This window comes from Streptomyces kanasensis, from assembly GCF_043077165.1.
Classification (GTDB): domain Bacteria; phylum Actinomycetota; class Actinomycetes; order Streptomycetales; family Streptomycetaceae; genus Streptomyces; species Streptomyces changanensis.
Genome location: NZ_JBIBSF010000001.1, coordinates 498,111 through 517,014, shown reverse-complemented (window position 1 = coordinate 517,014; position 18,904 = coordinate 498,111). Strand labels below are relative to the sequence as shown.

General features: G+C 76.7%; 14 protein-coding genes. 4 read left to right on the top strand and 10 right to left on the bottom strand.

The features are described 5' to 3' along the window. Positions 1–166 precede the first annotated feature (166 nt). The 3 genes from ACF053_RS02235 to ACF053_RS02225 all read right to left on the bottom strand — a co-directional run bounded on the left by ACF053_RS02235 (position 167) and on the right by ACF053_RS02225 (position 4,994). Positions 167–1,771, bottom strand: coding sequence for an ABC-F family ATP-binding cassette domain-containing protein (locus ACF053_RS02235; protein WP_391952028.1), 1,605 nt, complete (start codon positions 1,769–1,771; stop codon positions 167–169). A 153-nt stretch (positions 1,772–1,924) separates the two neighbouring features. Then, positions 1,925–2,989 carry a hydroxyacid dehydrogenase gene (locus ACF053_RS02230; protein WP_391952027.1) on the bottom strand — a complete coding sequence of 355 codons (1,065 nt, stop codon included), beginning with the start codon at positions 2,987–2,989 and terminating at the stop codon, positions 1,925–1,927. A gap of 220 nt (positions 2,990–3,209) precedes the next feature. Continuing rightward, positions 3,210–4,994 (bottom strand): glycoside hydrolase family 35 protein, encoded by a 1,785-nt coding sequence (locus ACF053_RS02225; RefSeq protein WP_391952026.1) that lies wholly within the window; start codon positions 4,992–4,994, stop codon positions 3,210–3,212. Positions 4,995–5,611: 617 nt separating this feature from the next. Here ACF053_RS02225 and ACF053_RS02220 point away from each other — a divergent pair. Further along, positions 5,612–5,839, top strand: coding sequence for a DUF5133 domain-containing protein (locus ACF053_RS02220; protein WP_058940505.1), 228 nt, complete (start codon positions 5,612–5,614; stop codon positions 5,837–5,839). A 60-nt stretch (positions 5,840–5,899) separates the two neighbouring features. Here ACF053_RS02220 and ACF053_RS02215 read toward each other — a convergent pair whose 3' ends face one another. Beyond that, positions 5,900–7,837, bottom strand: coding sequence for a PP2C family protein-serine/threonine phosphatase (locus tag ACF053_RS02215; RefSeq protein WP_391952025.1), 1,938 nt, complete (start codon positions 7,835–7,837; stop codon positions 5,900–5,902). A 220-nt stretch (positions 7,838–8,057) separates the two neighbouring features. Here ACF053_RS02215 and ACF053_RS02210 point away from each other — a divergent pair, with 220 nt between their 5' ends. Further along, complete coding sequence (locus ACF053_RS02210; protein WP_391952024.1) at positions 8,058–8,552, top strand: MSMEG_6728 family protein; 495 nt, start codon at positions 8,058–8,060, stop codon at positions 8,550–8,552. 394 nt (positions 8,553–8,946) lie between these two features. On the opposite strand, the gene ACF053_RS02205 is transcribed toward ACF053_RS02210, so the two are convergent. From ACF053_RS02205 to ACF053_RS02185, 5 genes are all read right to left on the bottom strand, one after another. After that, on the bottom strand, positions 8,947–10,560 hold the full coding sequence (locus ACF053_RS02205; RefSeq protein WP_391952023.1) for a phospholipase D family protein: 1,614 nt from the start codon (positions 10,558–10,560) through the stop codon (positions 8,947–8,949). A 307-nt stretch (positions 10,561–10,867) separates the two neighbouring features. Beyond that, positions 10,868–11,536 (bottom strand): hypothetical protein, encoded by a 669-nt coding sequence (locus ACF053_RS02200; RefSeq protein WP_391952022.1) that lies wholly within the window; start codon positions 11,534–11,536, stop codon positions 10,868–10,870. A gap of 132 nt (positions 11,537–11,668) precedes the next feature. Then, positions 11,669–12,160, bottom strand: a complete 492-nt coding sequence (locus ACF053_RS02195) for a DUF6114 domain-containing protein (protein WP_391952021.1) — start codon at positions 12,158–12,160, stop codon at positions 11,669–11,671. Between the two features lies 1 nt (position 12,161). Further along, positions 12,162–12,788 (bottom strand): DUF6230 family protein, encoded by a 627-nt coding sequence (locus ACF053_RS02190; RefSeq protein WP_391952020.1) that lies wholly within the window; start codon positions 12,786–12,788, stop codon positions 12,162–12,164. Positions 12,789–13,076: 288 nt separating this feature from the next. After that, positions 13,077–14,015 carry a MerR family transcriptional regulator gene (locus tag ACF053_RS02185; RefSeq protein WP_391952019.1) on the bottom strand — a complete coding sequence of 313 codons (939 nt, stop codon included), beginning with the start codon at positions 14,013–14,015 and terminating at the stop codon, positions 13,077–13,079. Between the two features lie 350 nt (positions 14,016–14,365). Between ACF053_RS02185 and ACF053_RS02180 the strand changes: the two genes are divergently transcribed. Then, positions 14,366–15,343 (top strand): nucleoside hydrolase, encoded by a 978-nt coding sequence (locus tag ACF053_RS02180; RefSeq protein ID WP_391952018.1) that lies wholly within the window; start codon positions 14,366–14,368, stop codon positions 15,341–15,343. On the opposite strand, the gene ACF053_RS02175 is transcribed toward ACF053_RS02180, so the two are convergent. Next, positions 15,333–16,826: a bifunctional phosphatase PAP2/diacylglycerol kinase family protein gene (locus ACF053_RS02175; protein ID WP_391952017.1), complete on the bottom strand. Its 1,494-nt coding sequence runs from the start codon at positions 16,824–16,826 to the stop codon at positions 15,333–15,335. The genes ACF053_RS02180 and ACF053_RS02175 overlap by 11 nt on opposite strands. 215 nt (positions 16,827–17,041) lie before the next feature. On the opposite strand from ACF053_RS02175, the gene ACF053_RS02170 reads away from it, so the two are divergent. After that, positions 17,042–18,778, top strand: a complete 1,737-nt coding sequence (locus ACF053_RS02170; protein WP_391952016.1) for a glycoside hydrolase family 71 protein — start codon at positions 17,042–17,044, stop codon at positions 18,776–18,778. Positions 18,779–18,904: the final 126 nt, after the last annotated feature.

The following is an 18,904-nucleotide window of genomic DNA, read 5'->3' as shown; positions in this document are numbered from 1 at the left end:
GGACCGCCGTGAAGCCGCACCGCCGTACCGCCGCACCGTCGCTCCCGCCCCGCGCCGCCGTAGCGTCGGACCGCGGCCCCGACCGTCGGGGCCGCCGTACGCCGCTTCGGCCCCGCGCCGCCCTGCCGCAGGCCCGTCCCGGCCGGCCGGGACGGGCCCCGGGACATCAGGTGAGGCCGACCGACTCGCGGTGGTCGTCGCTCCACAGGTCCTCGTCGCCGTCCGGCAGGAGCAGGACCCGGTCCGGGCGGAGCGCGTCCAGGGCCCCCTCGTCGTGCGTGACCATGACGAGCGCTCCGGGGTACGAGCCGACCGCGGCGAGGACCTCGGCCCGCGAGGCGGGGTCGAGGTGGTTCGTCGGCTCGTCGAGCAGCAGCACGTTGGCGCCCGAGTGCACCAGGCCGGCCAGGGCCAGCCGCGTCCGCTCCCCGCCGGACAGCACCCCGGCCGGCTTGTCCGCGTCGTCCCCGGTGAACAGGAACGCGCCCAGTACGCCGCGCACCTCGCCGTCCGTCAGGTGCGGCGCCGCCGCGGCCAGGTTGTCCCGGACGGTGCGTCCCGCCAGGAGCGTGTCGTGCTCCTGCGCGAAGTACCCCAGCCGCAGCCCGTGCCCGCGCACCACCCGGCCTCCGTCCGGCACCTCCACGCCCGCCAGGATCCGCAGCAGCGTGGTCTTCCCGGCGCCGTTCGGGCCGAGGACGACCAGGCGGCTGCCCCGGTCGACGGCGAGGTCCACGCCCCCGAGGACCGTCCGCCCGCCGTACGCCTTCGTCAGGCGGACCGCTCCCAGCGGCGTCCTCCCGCACGGCAGGGGTTCGGGGAGCCGGATCCGGGCGACCTTCTCGGCGCGCCGCGCCGGTTCCAGCGCGGCCAGCATCCGGTCGGCGCGCCGCGCCATGCTCCGCGCCGTGACGGCGGTGGACGACCGGGCCTTCATCCGGTCCGCCTGGGCGTGCAGCGCGGCGGCCTTGCGCTCGGCGTTCGCCCGTTCCCGGGCGCGGCGCCGCGCGTCGGCGTCCCGCTGCGCGAGGTACGCCTCCCAACCGGTGTTGTGGACGTCGACGCGGGCCCGGTCGGCGTCGAGGTGGAACACCCGGTTCACGACGTCCGCGAGGAGCGAGGTGTCGTGGCTGATCAGCACCAGCCCGCCCTGGTGGCCGCGGAGGAAGCCGCGCAGCCAGGCGACGGAGTCGGCGTCGAGGTGGTTGGTCGGCTCGTCCACCAGGAGCGTGCCGCGGTGCCCGCCGAAGAGGACGCGGGCCAGCTCCACCCGGCGGCGCTGCCCGCCGGACAGCGCCCCGACCGGCTCGCCGAGCACCCGGTCGGGCAGCCCCAGCCCGGCCGCGACCCGCGCGGCCTCCGCCTCGGCGGCATAGCCGCCGCCCGCCTGGAACGCCGCCTCGGCGCGGCCGTACGCGCGCATCGCCCGCTCCAGCGCGGCCGGTCCGGTGGCGTCCGTCATGGCGGCCTCGGCGGCGCGCAGTCGGAGCAGGGCCCCGTCGAGGTCGCGGGCGGCAAGGATCCGGTCGGTGACCGTGACGGCCGGGTCGGCGGCGCGGGAGTCCTGGGCGAGGTACCCGACGGGGCCGGTGCGGGTGACGGTCCCGGCGGCGGGAGCGGTCAGACCGGCGAGGGCGGTCATCAGGGTGGTCTTGCCCGCGCCGTTACGGCCGACCAGGCCGACGCGGTCGCCGCGGGAGACGGTGAAGGAGACGTGGGACAGCAGCGTGCGCGCGCCCGCGCGCAGCACGACATCACGAACGGTGATCATGGGGTGGACGCTCCGTGAAGGATCGAGGACACACTTCTGGTGGGGAAGCGGGTCCTCGGCTAGGAGATGCGGGGCGTCGACATGCGGCCAGGGTAGGTGCCGCCCGTACGGGCCGCACGGGATTTTCCGTGCCGCGCGACCGGCGGTCGGGCGTCAGGCCGAGCGGTGCAGGTCCTCCGCCCGTACCGGCTCGGCGAACGGCAGCCCGCGCCCGTACCGCTCCAGCTCGTCCAGCGCCGCGTGCGCGAGGCGGCCGAGCTCGTTGCCGAGGGAGCCGGCGACGTGCGGGGTGAGCAGCACGTTCGGCAGGTCGTACAGGGGGGAGTCGGCCGGCAGCACCTCCGGCTCCGTCACGTCGAGGACGGCGTACAACCGCCCCGACACCAGCTCCGCCGTCAGGGCGGCCGTGTCGACCAGCGCGCCCCGCGCGGTGTTCACGAGTGTCGCCCCGTCCCGCAGCAGCGCCAGCCTGTCCCGGTCGAACAGGTGACGCGTCTCCGGCAGCTCCGGCGCGTGCAGCGTCACCACGTCACTGGAGCGCACCAGCGTGTCCAGGGACACCGGCCGCGCACCGAGCCGGGCGGCCTCACCGGCCGGGAGGTACGGGTCGTGGAGCAGCAGGTCCAGATCGTACGGGCGCAGCAGCTCGATCACGCGCCGCCCGATCCGGGACGCCCCGACGACCCCGACCGTCCGCCGGTGGTTGCCCGCCCCGGAGAGCAGGGCGAGCGCGTCGACCGGACCGCGCCGCTCCCGGTAGGCGCGCCGGGCCTCCAGCACCCGCTTGCCCGCGAAGAGGACGGAGGCGACGGTGTACTCGGCGACGGGCCGGGCGTTGGCCGCGGCCGCCGACGCGACCACGAGGCCCCGCTCCCAGCAGGCGTCCGTGACGTGGTGCTTCACCGATCCCCCCGCATGCACGACCGCGCGCAACCGCGGCATCCGCTCCAGCGCCGCAGCGGTCAGCATCGGGCAGCCCCAACCGGTCAGCAGCGCCTCGGCCCGCTCCAGCGCCTCCGCGTGCGCCGGGTCGGCGAAGTCCCGCACGACGAGCGCCGGATCGGTGTCCGCGACGGCCGCCAGCCGCTCCAGCGTCGCGGCGTCGAACAGGGCGTCCCGCACCGGCGGGTCCATGGCCAGCACGGTCCTGGGCCGCCGGCCGGGGGAGGGTCCGGTCGAGGGTCCGGGCGTCTGCGCGGTGGGCGGGATCGTCGGCATGGCTGCTCCTGTACGAAGCCCCGGCGAGGCACGGGCGGCGGGGCGGCGCCCCCTACCGGGACCGTAACCGCCCGCGGCCCGGCGCGGAATGACGCACCGTCCGGGTGCCGTTGCCGGTGTCGGCTCCGGGGGGTGTCGGCTCCGGGGGGTGCCGGGTCCGGGGCCGGTGTCGGTCCGGAGGTGGTGTCGGTCCGGAGGTGGTGCCGCCGGGGCCGGCGGGTCACGGCCGGCCCGGGTCCGGGGTGTGGCGGACCTCGACCGCCGGGTCGACCGCCCCGTCCAGCTCCAGCACGGCGATCTCGTTGCGCCCGGCCCGCAGCAGCGGCCACGGCAGGTACAGCGTCCGCTGGGGCCCCCGCTCGGGCCAGTACCGCCCCAGGCAGAAGCCGTTCACCCACAGGTACCCCTTGCGCAGCCCCGGCAGGGCCAGATGCGCGTCGGCCGGCGCGGCGACCTCCAGGGACCCGCGCAGGAAGACCGGCCCCACCGCCTCGGGCCCGCCCGCCCGCGCCTCCCACGGCACCCGCTCCGGCGTGCCGTGGCCCAGCTCCACCGCCCGCGCCGTCCAGCCGTGCAGCAGCTGCCGGTCGTGCAGGACCCGGCGGACGCCCTTGCGGTCACCGATCCCCACGCCGTAGTTGACCCGCCCCATCGACTCCACCAGCAGGGCCAGGCGCGCCCCGCGCGCGGGCACGGCCAGGCCGTCGAGCGACTCGGTGGCATCCCGCTCCAGCACCCCGGCGGGCCGCCCGTCGACGAGGACGTGCGCCCGGTCGGCGAGCCCGTGCACCGAGAGCGGGTACGGGCCGCGGGGACCGGGGACACGGGTCTCGTACAGCACGAGCCCGTGCGCGACGCCCAGTTCCTCGAAGGAGGGCGGCTCGGGGGCCGCCACCGGCGCGGCCGCCATCACGTCCAGCACGTCGAGCAGCGCCACGGACCCCGTCAGCGCCACCCGCGACGGCGGCAGCAGTGGGGCGGGCGGCTCCGGCTCGGGCAAGGGACCGTTCGCGTGGGCGGCCAGCACCTCGCGGAAGGCGTGGAACTTCGCCGTCACCGCGCCCCGTTCGTCGACGGGTGCGTCGTAGTCGTAGGAGGTGACGGTCGGTTGGTAGCCGGCGCCCGTGGCAGGGTCGGCGGTGTTTGCCCCCGCCCAGGTGGAGAAGTTCGTCCCGCCGTGCGCCATGTAGAGGTTGACGGAGGCGCCCGACTCCAGGACCGCGGCCAGCTCCGCGGCCGCCTCGGCGGCGTCCCGCGCCACGTGCTCCTCACCCCAGTGGTCGAACCACCCGCACCAGAACTCCATGCAGAACGGCGGGTCGTGCGGTCGCAGCCGCCGCAGTGCGGCGAACGCCTCGTGCGGCCGGCTGCCGAAGTTCACCGCGGCCGGCGTGCCGGGGTGGGTGCCGCCGGTCAGGAAGACGTCGTCGGGCCCGTCGGAGGTGAACAGCGGCACGTCGACGCCGCGCGCCCGCAGGCCCGCCGCGAGGTGCTCCAGGTAGCCGGTGTCGGAGCCGTAGGACCCGTACTCGTTCTCCACCTGCATCATCAGCACGTGCCCGCCGCGCGTCACCTGGTGCGGCGCGAGGACCGGGACCAGCCGGTCGTACCAGCGGTCCACGTGCGCCAGGTAGGCCGGGTCCCGGCAGCGCAGCGCCCGCACCTCGCGGTCGGCCGCCAGCCACCAGGGCAGTCCGCCGTTGTCCCACTCGGCGCAGACGTACGGGGACGGGCGCACGATCGCGTACATGCCCTCCGCGCGCACCGCCCGCAGGAAGCCGTCCAGGTCGGCGGGGCCGCCGAAGTCGTACTCCCCGGGACGCGGCTCGTGCAGGTTCCACGGGACGTACGTCTCCACGGTGTCGAGGCCCATGGCGCGCAGCGCGCGCAGCCGCTGCGGCCACTGGGGCGGCAGGACGCGGAAGTAGTGCAGAGCGCCGGAGAGCACGCGGAAGGGGCGGCCGTCGAGGAGGAACCCCCCGGGGGTCACGGCGAACGGCGGCACGGGCACCTCCGGCGGGACGCGGGCGCCCCGCGGCACCCCGACGGGCGGAGCCTAACGACCACCCGCCACCGACGACAGCCCCCCGAACCCGCCCCGCCGTGTGCGCGCCCGCCCCGAGCCCGCCGTCCCCGGGCGCGCCGCCGAGCCCGCCGCCCCCGGGAGCCCGCCGCCCCGGGGAGCCCGCCGCCCCGGGCGTCCGCCGCCCCCCGATCCTGCCCGCGGAGCCCGTCGCCTCCGGGCCTGCCCCTGGGGAGCCCGTCGCCCCGGGCCCTGCGCCTCACTCCGGCCCGCGGGCCCGCCGGCCGGCCGAACGACCGCACAGCCCCGACCGGCCCCCGACCGCCCCGCCGGCCGCGCCCCGACCACCCCGCCCCGACCACCCCGCCGGCCCGGCCCCGTCTGCGCGGGCGGGGCCGGGCCGACCCCCGCGCCGTCATCGAGCGGCGCCCCTCCGTCACCGGAACCACTCCCACGCGCGTCACCCCGCCGCATCCGGCCACCGGCACCAGGAGTACGCGGGCGGGCAGCTCCTCCCCACCCGACACGCACGACCCACGCGTGTGGGCGGAGGGAGCCCGGGTAAGCGGACGCCCTGACCGTTCGAGAGGAGCCGAGTCGTGCTGATGGCCCACCCCGCCGTGCTGACCAAGCTGATAGAGGAGTACGACGCGCTCAGCAAACTGGACGCCCACAACGGCACCCCGGCCGTCCGGCAGCGGCTGGCCGACGTCGCCTACACGCTGTGCGTCTCCACCGGGACCAAGGACGTCGACGCGGCGCTCGTCGCCGCCCGCCACCAGCTCCCCGGCGCCCGCCCCGAAGACGACTCGCTGCTCACGGCGTGACGCGGCGGGCCCGCCCGGACGTCCCGGGGCGCCGGGGGCGACCCTCGGGACCCCGTACGGTCAGTCGGCCTCGGGCGGGCCGAGGTGGAGCAGGCACACGTCGTCGCGCCGTGTCGGCGACAGGTCGGCGGTGAGCCGCAGGGTCAGGTGCTCGGCGCCCTCCTCGTCGTTCACCGCCCCGGCCGCCACGGCGGCGAGGCGGGCGAGGCCCTCGACGATGTCCTCCGCCGGCCGCTCGACGAGCCCGTCGGTGTACAGCAGCAGGTGGTCCCCGGGCCGGAGCGTGAACCGCTGCTCCTCGTACGAGCACTCCGTGGTCGCGCCCAGGATGATCCCGGCGGGCGGTTCCAGGAAGCGGGCCGTGCCGTCCCGGACGAGCAGCGGCGGCAGGTGGCCGGCCTGCACCCACGTCATGGTCCGGTCCCACGGCTGGTAGCGCGCGAGGATCATCGTGGCGGTGGTGTGGCGGCCCTCGGCCGCGTGCATCAGCAGCGCGTTGAGCCGCACCAGGGCGTCGGGCAGGGGCGAACCCGTCACGATCATGCCCTTGGCGGAGAACCGCAGCTGCGCCATGGTCGCGACGGCGCCGATGCCGTGTCCGGCCACGTCCCCGATGACGAACAGGCCGCTGCCGTCGGGCAGCCCGATCGCGCTGTACCAGTCGCCGCCGACGCTGAGCCCCTCTTCCGACGGCAGGTAGAACACCTCGGTGCGCAGTCCGGCGACCGTGAGCGTCCGCTCCTGCCGGGGGAGCAGCGCCTCCTGCAGGCTCTTCGCCAGCGCGCGCTCGGCCTGGAGCAGGCCCTGCTGCACGAGGAAGGCCCGCTCGGACTCCAGCAGCGCCTGCTCGGCCCTGCGCTGCGCCGTCAGGTCCTGGTAGAGGGCGTGCACCTCGATGGCCGTGCCCGCGGGGTCGGTCACGGCCTCCGCGACGAACCGCACGTGCCGCACGCCTGACCCGGTCGCGATGCGGAACGTCCGGTCCAGCGGGCGGGCCTCCTCGCGCAGGCGCCGGGCGGCCTCCGTCAGGGGCGGGACGTCCTCCGGAACGACGTGCAGGGCCAGCTCCTCCCAGGCCACCGGGCCGTCGGCGGGGTCCCGCCGGAGGATCAGGTACGCCTGCTCCGACCAGGTCGCCGTGCCCGTGAGCAGGTTCCACTCGGCCCAGCCCAGGTCGCCCAGGTGCTCCATCTGGTACAGCCTGCGGGCCTCCCGGACCAGCGGGTCGTGGCAGGCCCAGGAGACGACGAGCCGCCCGCCGAGGCGCACGGCGCGCACCGTGCACGACGACTCGCCGGGCAGTCCGGCGGCGACCTCCTCGTACGTGAACGACCCGCTCTCGTACGGTGTGCCCGTCAGCAGCGCGTCGCGGTAGCCCTGCCACAGGTCGGTGTCCGCGACCGTCGGGTAGGTCTCCAGGACGCGCCGCCCCAGCAGCTCCCGGCCGCGCCGGCCGACGGAGTCCACCGACTCGGGGGCGGCCGCGTCGATGCGGTAGTCCGCGACGTCGCCGTCGGGCGACCACAGGGGCGTGAGCAGGACCGCCGGCATCGGCAGGGTGTCGAGGACCGTCTGCACCACACCGGCGTCCGGAGCGGCGGCACCGGCGTCAGTCGCCTCCGCCGGCCCCGTCCCGTATCCCGGCACCCGTCCGCCGGCCGTGTCCGCCGGTCCGGCCGTGACGTCCCGCCCCTGCGGGAGGGTCCCGAGCGGTGGGGCGGGGGAGGAGCCCCGGCGGGCCCCGCCGCCCAGCACGCTCCAGCACTCGTCGGTGACGGTGCGGCCCCGCTCGCCGGCACGGCGGGCGAGCGCGGCGCCGGCCGCCCCGGCCGACAACCCGTCGCGCCCCATGAGCACGCCCTTGGCACGCTCGTGGACGGCGGCGGTGGCCAGCGTGTCCTCCAGCTCCTCCACGCGGGCGCGCAACCTGGCCACCTTCCGGGCGAGCGCCTCCACGTCGGAGGTGTCGTCGTCCGTCGGCACACGCGGGTCTTCCACCCTCCGAGCATCGCACACGCCCCTGGGCCACGCCCCGGCTCGGGGGCGTACGCCATCCGGCCCCGCGCCCCCGCCGCCACGTGCACCGCAGCGGCCCGCCGCCTGCGCCGTCACGATCCGGCGGCTGCCCCGACCGCGCCCGCGGAGTGCGCGACCGTAGCGGCCGGCGTCGACGCGCGCGGACGTGCGGGGTGGGGACGCCTGCGGTAGACACGGGTGCGTGCAGACCTTCCTGCCGTACCCGTCCTTCGGGGACTCCGCCCGCGCCATGGACCTCCGACGCCTGGGCAAGCAGCGGGTGGAGGCCCTCCAGGTGTTCCGCGGGCTGACCGTCCCCGGGTACGGATGGCGCCGGCACCCGGCCGTGCGGATGTGGATCGGCTACGAGGAGGCCCTGGTCCGGTACGGCCTGGAGGTGTGCGAGGTCTGGACCGCGCGGGGCCACCGCGACACCTGCGCCGACTCGCTCCTCGCCGGGTACGGCGAGCTGCGCCCCGACGCGCCCGTGCGTGGTCAGGACGAGCTGGCGCGGGCGGGGGAGGTGCCGCCCTGGCTCGGCGACCCGCTGTTCCACCGCAGCCACCAGTCGGCGCTCGTCCGCAAGGACCCCGGGTACTACACGGAGTGCTTCCCCGGCGTCCCGGGCGACCTCGACTACGTCTGGCCCGCGTCGGACCGCGACCCGGAGATCCGCCCGGGGACCGCCCCGAGCTGACCCGCCCCGGCGCACGCCCCGTCGGGGCGGGGAGAGACCCGCCGCGGGGGTCAGGGCCGTCTCGCGGAGGCCCTGCGCTCGGGCGACGCCCCGGGAGGCCGCCGGGCGGGAGCGTACGCCGCCGACGGTCACGCGGTGCGCCGGCCCGTCGGGCGGGACCACCGGCGCACCACACTCCCGGGCCGTGCGGGGAGCGGCCCGTCCCGGGCGGGGTGGCCGGGCCGGTCTTCGCTCGCGCCGGCCACGGCCGGGGGTCCGGCGGGCCGACGCGCATCCGCCCGCCGGTACCGCTGGGAGCCGCCGGGCCCGGTGGCGGCCGCCGGGCGGGTGGCGCGGCACGCGCGGTGCGGTGCGGGTCGTGCGGGTCCGCGGATCGTGCCCCGCCCCGGCCCCCTCAGTAGGTGTTGCGTCGGCGCAGCCGTCCCGGGCGGCCGTCCGGGTCGACGAGCAGCCGGTACGCCGGGGTGGACAGCGCCGCCGCGAGCGGTGACAGCCGGGGGGTCCGGTACGTCCGCAGCCGGCCCGGCGGGCGCGGCCCGCGGCGGCCGCCGGCGTGCCAGTCGTCCAGCGCGGCCGCGGACGCGGCGAAGGCGCGGAAGGTCTCGGCGGGGTCGCACAGCGGCTCCGGGTCGTCCGGGGAGGCGGGCTCCGCGCGGTCCAGATGCTCTCGCGCGAGGGTCAGCCGCAGTTCCCGCGCGTAGCGGCGCGCCCCGTCGCCGAGGCCGCCCGGGTCGCGCGGCTCACGGGGGTCGGCCGCCTCGTCCAGGACGGCGCAGCTGAGTTCGGAGTCGTGGGTCCACGAGCGCAGGTTGACGTTGTCGGAGCCGACGACCGCCCACACGTCGTCGATCACGCAGACCTTCGCGTGGACGTACACGGGCGTCCCGGCGTGGTTCTCCAGCCCGTACACGGCCACCCGGTCGCCGCCGGCCCGGCGCAGCCCCTCCAGCGCGGCGATCCGGCCGACGAGGCTCGCCGGCAGCGCCAGCCGCCCGTCGGACTCGGGGAAGGACGGGACCACGGCGACCAGCCGCAGGCCGGGGTGGACGCGGAGGGCGTCGGCGAAGCACCGCACCACGTCCGTGGACCACAGGTACTGGTCCTCCAGGTAGATGAACGACCGTGCGCGGCGCAGCGCCTTGAGGTAGGCGCGCGCGATGCTGCGCTCGCCGTCGGGGGCGAAGTCGTACCCGTGCACCAACCGCCGCGGGTAGGTGCGCAGCACCTGCACGGTGCGGGTGCCGCGGGGCGGGGGGTCGGGCAGTTGCGGGGGCAGCGGGTCGGCCCGGGTGTCCTCGTGGCGCAGGAGCCCGCGCAGCCGGGACAGGGGGCTGCGGGTGAGGGGCGCGGGGTCGTCCCACCGCTCGCGGAAGCACGCCTCCACGTCCCCGACCGCCGGGCCGCGCACCGCCAGCTGGATGTCGTGCCACGGCGGGTGCGGCCCGTACGCGTCGGCGATGGGCAGCGCCTGCGGGTCGCCCAGGTGCTCGGCGTCGTCGCGCCGGTTGTGGCACAGGTCGGTGCTGCCGACGAAGGCGACGTCCCGCTCGGGGCGGTCGGGGTGCCGCAGGACGACGTACTTCTGGTGGTGCGAGCCGCCCGGGCGCACCCGCATGTCGAGGAGGTACTCGCCGCCGGCCGCCTCGATGACCTCGCCCAGGTGCCGGTTCTGCTCCGCGCTGAAGCGGAAGCGGTCCAGGTGCGAGCGCCACACCAGGCCCTTGACGATCACACCGCGGCGCGCCGCGTCGGCGAGGACGGCCCCGATCCCGCTGCCCTCCCCGTCCAGCCGCTCGTCGGGGTCGCCGCGCCAGTCGGTGAAGAGGCACAGGTCACCGGCGCGCTGGGCGCGGACCGCGGCGAGCAGTTCCGCGAAGTACGTCGCGCCGTGGACGAGCGGACGCACGTCGTTGCCGGCGGACCACGCGGCCTCGCCGCGCCGGCTGTCCAGGCGGACGGCCGGATTGCCGCGTTCCGTCGCGGTCAGCAGCCAGTCGGTGGGTTCCACGGTGGGTCCTCGGGCCGTCGGGTCGTACGGGCCTTCCGGGTACCCCGCCACGCCCGGCCCACCCGGCCCCTCCGGCGCACCCCGCCGGCCGCCCGCGCCTCCCGAGGCGCGTCCCGAGGGTGCGCCCACCGGCGCGGGCCCTCCGGAGCGCGGCGCGTGGCCGGGGGCGGGGCGTGGCGGCGGCGGGGCGCGCCGACGGCCGAGGTCCCGCCCGCGGCGCACGGGGCGTCGCGGGCGGGACCTCGGGGGAGCGGAGCGGGAGGCGGGGCGGCGCCGTGCCGGACGGTGCCGCCCCGCCTTCCGTCGATCAGCCGGAGACGGTGATCTGCTGCGCCGAGTCGGTCTTGTCGGTCACCAGGTACTTCGCGGTGAACGACGAGGACGTCGCGCTGGTCGGGCAGCCGAAGCCGCCCACGACCTTGACGGGGACCTGGGCGTTGGAGAACGCCAGCGACGACGGCGCGCCGTTGACCCAGGTGCCGCTGGTGGCGGCGGGTGCCGTCGGGGCGGCGGTGACGGTGCAGCTGGCGATGCCGGAGGTGGTGACCACCAGGCCGCCGGTCGGCACGGTGAACGACGCCACGATCGGCGAGCCGTGCTGCATCGACACGGTCCAGGCGCCGCTGGTGCTGACGGAGGCGCTGACGCCCGGCATGCTCGTCGTACAGGAGGAGAAGGTGGGCGGGGTGATCGCGCTGGTGACCGGCCCGGCCGCGTTGTGGTTGCCCGGGGCGGCGGGGACCGTGCCGCTGGAGGCGGAGACGGAGCAGGTGACGGTCACCGCGCCCGCCTTGAGGGTGGCCTTGCCGCTGAGCGAGGCGGCGAAGCCGTGCCCGGCGGGGGTGACGGTGGTGGAGCCGGCTGCGGCCGGCGCGGCGAGCGCCGCGGCGGAGGTGGTGCCGGCGAGGGCGAGCGCCGTGGCCGTGGCGAGGCCGGTGCCCAGGGCGAGCGCCGTGCGGATCGTGAGGGTTGCCATCTGGCGTGCTCCTTCGGGGATGGTGTGACGGGATGTCACGGGGGTGCGGGTGTGGGGGGCCCGAACAGGGGGTGGAGCCCGTGGGGGACCACGGTGGTGCGGACACACGGAGCGGATGGCCGCCGTGTTCGGTCAGGTGTCGGCGGCGGTGGCCGCGGGTGACGGGGGCGCCGTCCCGGTGGAGTGGCGGGACGGGGCCACGGGCTGCCAGGCGAACGTCATGGCGCCGCCGACGATGCCCAGGATCGTGCCGATGAGGAAGCCGCCCAGGTTGGACATGACGAGGGCGGCCGCGGCGATCAGAGTGGTGACGACGCCCGCGAGCGAGCGGTACTGCGGGGACCACCACACCGACACGCCTAGCATGATCATGACAATTCCGAGCAGTACGGAGGGGACCCCGGCGATGCCCTGGTGGAGCATCACCTCCATCGGCGCCAGCGGGATCGCGCAGATCTCCGCCCCCGCGAGGGCGGTGACCAACCCGCCCCAGAAGGGCCGGCTCCGGCGCCAGCGGCGCCACCTCTGCCTCGGGCCGACGTGCTCCCGGGCGGGCGGCGCGGATGGGGCGGCGGTGTGCTCCGCCCCGTCCGGCCCCGCCGTCCGGTCCACCGGTGACGGCATGTCAGAAGCATTCCTTCTTGCCCTTGGTGACCTTCATGTTGAGCCCGGCGAGCTTGAACGTGCCCGCGTTCGTCGCCCAGGCGACCTGCTTCAGTCCGCTGATGCTGATGTCGTCGGCCTGCTGGCCGAAGAGGTCCTGCATGCCCTGACCGCCGTCGGGCCCCTTGTCGAGGGTGGACGCGTCGCGGCCGATCTCGATGTTGGTGAAGGCCGCGTCGCCCGACAGCTGCGTCGCGTCCACGAACAGGTCGGTGGCCGTGACGGGCGTCGTCTTCCCCGCGGTGAGGTTCAGGGAGATGTCGCCCACCACCGGCAGGGTCGTGACGACCGACTGGCACAGGCTGTGCAGCTTCGCCGAGCGGATGGCGGTGACCGCGACGGGCAGCAGCTCGCCGCGGGCGTTGGTGTCGATGCTCCCGTACTGGGCGAAGCCCTCGCCGGTCAGCCGGTCGGCCGACACCTTGAACTGCTGGCCGGAGACGGCGAACGAGGCCGCGAGGGCCCCGCTCGACAGCGCGACCCCCAGGGCGGCGGTGAGGGCGACGCCCGGTGCGGAGAGGGCGGCGAAGCGCTTCCACTGGATACGGCCGACGACCTCGTCCGTGTCCGTCGGGGGTGCCTTTCTCATGAACGATCCCCTCTGCTGGTGTGCGCGGCCGCACGGGGGTGCGCGGCCGCGGATGTCGGTACGCGCACACGCGGGATGTCGCCGCGGTGGGTGTGACGTGCCGTCAGGCGGCTCCTGGGCCCGGCGCGGAACGGGCCACCGGGGGTACGCGGCGGTGCGCGGGAAAGTGAGCGGAGAGCGGTCGCGGGACGGGGGCGGGACGCCGACCGTACTCGCGGGTGTTACCGACGGGTTGAATGTAAGAGTGCCATTGGCCATTGGCAAGGTTGATGGACGGCGCTTTTCGGCCTACTCGACGGGCGGATCCTCCGCCCCTCCGGCCCCTGCCGCCCCACTTGCCTCGGCAGCCTTCCCCGCCCCTTCCGGCTCCTCGGTCGCCACCGCCCCCTGCGCTCCCGGTGCCACCGGCCCCTGCGCCCCCGGCGTTCCGTGCGCCCCGCGCAGCCAGCCCGACATCTCCGCGTCCATCCGCTCCGCCATCGCGCGGGAGAACTCCGCGGCCACCACGTCCCCGGCGACCGGCCGCAGGGCCGTCACCGCGTCGATGACCCGCTGGACGTCGTCCGGCGTCAGCTCGTCCAGTTCCCGCCCCGCGATGACGTGCCGGCGGAACAGGTCCACGAACCGGCCCGCCACCGCGTCCGCCTGGCTCCGCACGAACGCCGCGACGTCCAGGATCTCCGAGACCGGGACGCCCTCCCGGACCACGGCGGAGGTGGCGTCCAGCAGCCGGCGGCTGACGTGCGTCACCGTCTCCCCGTCGATCCGCAGGTAGCCGAGCTCGACCGCCCGGCGGGTGTCGTCGGCCGTGCCCGCCGTCCCGAAGAGCTCGGCGAGGGCCGACATCGGCAGGCTCACCGGCTCGTCGTTCACCCAGCCGTGCGACATCACCCGCTCCAGCCCCAGCAGCCCCGCGATACCGCTGCCCTGCTCCCACGCCCGCAGCAGCTCGCCGATGCCGTTGACCGAGTACCCCCGGCCCAGCAGGTCGTCGATGAGCCGCAGCCGCGCCAGGTGCTCGTCGGAGTACCAGGCGATCCGGCCCTCCCGCTCGGGCGGCGGCAACAGCCCCCGCTCCTGGTAGTAGCGGAGGTTGCGCTCCTTCACCCCGGCCGCCCGGGCCAACTCGTCGCGCCGGTAGCGCTTCCCCCGCCGCTGCCGCTGCCGCTGGTCGCCGGGGCCGGTATGCCCGTCGCGATCCGGCTGCTGCTTACCCCGTCCGCTCATCCACGGGAGTCTAGGGGGCGCACCACACCCCTGGACCGTTACCCGCGATCGTCCGGTCCCGCACCGCCCCCCGCCCGAGGTCCCGCACCGCCCCCACGCCGCCCCGCACCGGCCCCCGCCCGCACACCGGCTCCCGAGCCCGGGCCCGACCCCGCACACCGGCTCCCGAGCCCGGCCCCGCACGGCGCCGCCGAGCCGGGCCCCGCCCCGCACCCGTCACTCCGGCGGGCCCGTGCCCCGGGGGCCGCACGCGGGCGCCGGTCGGCCGAGGCGGCCGTGACAGGCGGGCCGCGGCGGGGGAGGGTGGGGACGGGCGGCGCCGGCCGCGCCCGCGGCAGGAGAGGAGACCCATGCCCATCCCCGTCATCCTGGACTGCGACCCCGGACACGACGACGCCTTCGCCATCATGCTGGCCGCGGCCCATCCGGCCGTCCGGCTCCTCGGCATCACGACCGTGGCCGGGAACCAGACCGTCGAGAAGACCACCCTCAACGCCCGCCGCGTGTGCACCGCCGCCGGCATCGCCGGCGTGCCCGTCGCCGCGGGCCTGGCCCGCCCGCTGCACGGACCCGGCATCGTGGCACCGGACATCCACGGCGAGTCGGGCCTCGACGGGCCGGGCTTCGGCCCGCCGACCGTGCCCGTCGACGGCCGCGACGCGGTCACGTTCCTCCGCGACACCCTCCTCACCCACCCCGAGCCCGTGACGCTCGTGCCGACCGGCCCGCTCACCAACATCGCCACCCTGCTGCTCACCCACCCGGAGGCGGCGGCCCGGATCGAGCGGATCGTCCTCATGGGAGGCTCGACCGGTCGCGGCAACCGCACGCCCGCCGCGGAGTTCAACGTCCTCGCCGACCCGGAGGCGGCGGACATCGTCCTCGGCAGCGGACTCCACGTCACCATGATCGGACTGAACGTCAGCCACCGGGCCCTGGCCACCCCCGAGGTGGTCGACCGCTTCCGGGCGCTGGGCACGCCTCTCGCCCACCTCTGCACCGAGCTGCTCACCTACTTCGGCGACACCTACCGCGAGGTGTTCGGCTTCCCGGCCCCGCCCCTGCACGACCCGCTCACCGTCGCCCACGTCATCGCCCCGGGGCTCGTCCGGCTGGTCCACGCCCCCGTGGCGGTCGAACTCACCGGCACCCACACGCGCGGGGCCACCGTCGTCGATCTCGACGGCGTGACCGGGGCGCCGCCCAACGTCCACGTCGGCGTCGACGTGGACGTGGCCGCCTACTGGGACCTGCTGGTCGACGCCGTACGCGTCCTGGGCGCGCCCCGCCGGCCGGTACCCGCGGACGGCGACGGAGTCAGTCCGTGAGCGGCCGGTAGACGGTCAGGGCCTCCGGCAGCTTGTCGAGGACGAGCTCGCGCGCCGCGGGCACCACCTCGCCGTCGTACGCCATGGGGGTCTTCGGCGGCAGTCCGCCGATCCGCAGCGACGTCCTGCGCGCGGCCGCGTACAGCCGGGTCCGGGCGAGGCCGCCCGCCGCCGTCGCCAGCAGCCGGGGCCGGGCCAGCCGGCCCGCCTGCGCGATGCGCACGTCGAGCACCCCGTCGGCCAGGTCGTGGCGGCGCAGCGGGGCGAGCCCCACACTGCGGTACGCGCCGTTGCCGGCGAACAGGAACCACATCGGCCGGCGCCGCCCGTTCACCTCGGCCCGCAGGGGCGTCGCCGTGCGCAGCACCCGGGCGGCGCCCAGGAGCGTGGCGGCCGGGCCGCCGATCCGGGGCGACCAGCGCTCCCGCAGCCGTACCAGCTCCGGGTACACGCCCAGACTGAAGGTGTTGAGGAAGTACACCGGCTCGGCCGTGTCCCCGTCGCGCACCACACGCCCGACGTCGACGCGGACCGCGTGCCCCTCGGCCACCGCCTGGCAGCCCTCGGCCACCGTGTCGACGCCGAGGTCGGCGGCGAAGTGGTTGAACGTCCCCCCGGGCAGCACCAGCAGCGGTACGCCGTGCCGCAGCGCGGGGGCCACCGCCGCGTTCACCGTGCCGTCACCGCCGCACACCCCGAAGACCCCGCCCCGCGCGGCCGCCCCGGCCGCGGCGGTCTCCAGCAGGTCGGTGAGGGAGTCCGTACCGGCGCGGCACAGCACGATCTCCGCCTTCGGCAGCTGCCCCCTGATCTGCGCCACCGGGTCCACGAACTGGGGCTGCGCGCCGGACGACGGGTTCACCACGACCACCAGCCCGTCCCCGTCCGGCAGGGCGGGCACCTCGGCGCGCGGGCGCGCCGGCACCGCCACGAGGTCACGTGTCGGGGCCATCCCGCGCACCGCGAAGGCCGCGCCCACCCCGAGCGCCATCCCCACCAGCACGTCGCTGGGGTAGTGCACCCCGGTGTACACCCGTGAGAACGCGACGGACGCGGCGACCGGCACGAGCACGGCGCCCAGGCCGCGCGACTCCAGCGCGACCCCCGCCGTGAAGGCCGCGGCGGACGCCGAGTGTCCGGACGGGAAGGACGTCGTCAACGGCTGGCGGGGCAGCCGGCGTGCGACAGGTACCCGGTCGATCAGCGGGCGCCGGCGCCGCACGGCCCCCTTCGCCAGGGTGTTCACGGTCGCCGACGCGAGCGCGAGCGACGTCACGCCCCGCACCGCGGCCCGGCGCCCGCGCGCCCCGCCCAGGGTCCACATGCCGGCCGCGACGCCGAACCACAGCACCCCGTGGTTGGCGCTCCGGCTGAGCCGGGGGAGGACGGGCTCGGCCGCGGGCCAGGTGCGCTGCGCCACCTGCGCGAACACCGCCCGGTCCAGCCGACTGAGTACGCTCCGGGCCCTCGCCGCCTTCCGCATGGCCTGACTCTCCTCCCGTACGCCGGGACCGGACGTCCCGACCCCGATCAACGTACCCGGAGGGGGGTGTGCGACGCCTGTCGCCCCGGGGGGCGGTCGCGCGCCGGGAACGGACCCCCCTCCTCCGTTCCTGACGAACGGTTGTCCGGATCTTGGTGATCCGCTCTACTTCTGTCGGGCGTTCCGGCACCGGCCGCCCGGAGGGAGAGGTCGCGATGAGGACGGAAGACGGCGGACACGGCGGGGCCCACCGCAGCCGGCACCGGCGGACCCGCCGCCGGGGACGGACCGTCGCCGCGGTCGTCGCCGGCTTACTGCTGGCCGGCACCGGCGCCACGCTCGCCACCGCCTGGGGCCTGCAGCAGGGCGGTGACGCCGTGGACGGCGCCGCCCGCGGGGGTGTCGCCTCCACCGCGCCGCCCGCGCCCCGCCCCGCGCCGCAGCCCCCGACGGCCCCGCCGACCACGGCCCCGACCCGCACCGACCGCGGGCCCGCCACCGGCGGGCCGTCACCCGTCCGCGGCGCCGCGGACGGCACCGACGCCACCGGAGGACCGGGCCGATCCGCCGCCGCGCACCCGACCCCCGCCCTCCCGTTCGACCTGCCGGACCGCGCGGCCCTGCGCGCCCGCGGCAAACTCGTCTTCGCCCACTACTTCACGCCCTACCCGCTCTCCCTCGACAACCAGGAGGCAGGGCGGGACTACTACACCCGCAACTACCTGACCCCGCACGGAGAACGCGGCAAGCACAGCGCCTACGGCGGACTCCTGCGCGACCGGCCCGTACCCGTCCCGCCCAAGACGGGCGACTGGGAACTCGCCAACCTGCGGGAGGAGGTCCGGACGGCGCGGGCCGCAGGGCTCGACGGCTTCACCCTCGACCTGCTCTCCCTCTCCGGCCGGAACTGGGAACGCTGCCGGCTGCTGATGGACGCGGCCCGGTCGGTGGACCCCGACTTCAAGATCATGCTCATGCCGGACATGGCGTCCCTGCGCACCACCGACCCGCGGCGGCTCGCCGACGCCCTCGCCGACCTGGGCAGGCACCCCGCCGCGCACCGACTCGACGACGGCCGCCTCGTCGTCTCGCCGTTCAAGGCCGAGGCCCGCGGCGCCGACTGGTGGGCGGGCGTGCTCGACACCCTGCGGACCCGGCACGGCGTCCGCACCGCGTTCGTCCCGCTCTTCCTCGACTACGGCGCCCACCACGACGCGTTCGCCCCCATCAGCCACGGCTTCTCCGACTGGGGGAGCCGCAGCCACACCGGGCAGGGCGACCCCGGCCGGGACGCCCGGCGCGCGCACGGCATGGGCAAGATCTGGATGGAGCCGGTCTCCGTCCAGGACGCCCGCCCCAACCAGGGCGTCTACGACGAGGCCGGCAACACCGCCACCCTGCGCGCCACCTGGAACCGTGCCATCGAGGGCGACGCGGACTGGGTCCAGCTCACCACCTGGAACGACTACTCCGAAGGCACCCACTTCGCGCCGTCCCTGCACAACGGCCACGCGTACCTGGACCTCAGCGCGTACTACCTGACCCGGTTCAAGACGGGCGCCTGGCCCCGGATCACCCGCGACACCCTGTACGTCTCCTCGCGCACCCAGTTCGCCGGCGCCGCGCCCACGGGCGGCCAGCACCGGCTGATGGCGCCGCGAGGCAGCAGCGCCGCACCCCGCGACACCGTCGAGGTCGTCGCCTTCCTCGCCCGCCCGGCCACCGTCCGCGCCGCCGTCGGTCCCGCCACCTCCGCGCACCGGCTGCCGGCCGGGGTGCGGACCGTGCTGGTGCCGCTGCGCCCGGGCACCGTCTCCGCGGAGGCCGTCCGCGACGGCCGGACCCGGGCCGCGGTGGAGCTGCCGTACCGGGTGAGGCGGCAGGTCGCGGTACAGGACCTCCAGTACTACGCCGCGACGAGCGGCCGCGACACCCCGGGCTGCTGCGACTGACCCGCGTCCACGCGGACGGGGGGGGGGGGGGGGGGGGGGCCCCCCCCGCGCCCCCCCCCCCGCGGCCGCGGCCCCCCGCCCCCCCCCCCCCGGGGGGGCGACATGGGGCTAGAGAGGGGCGGAACC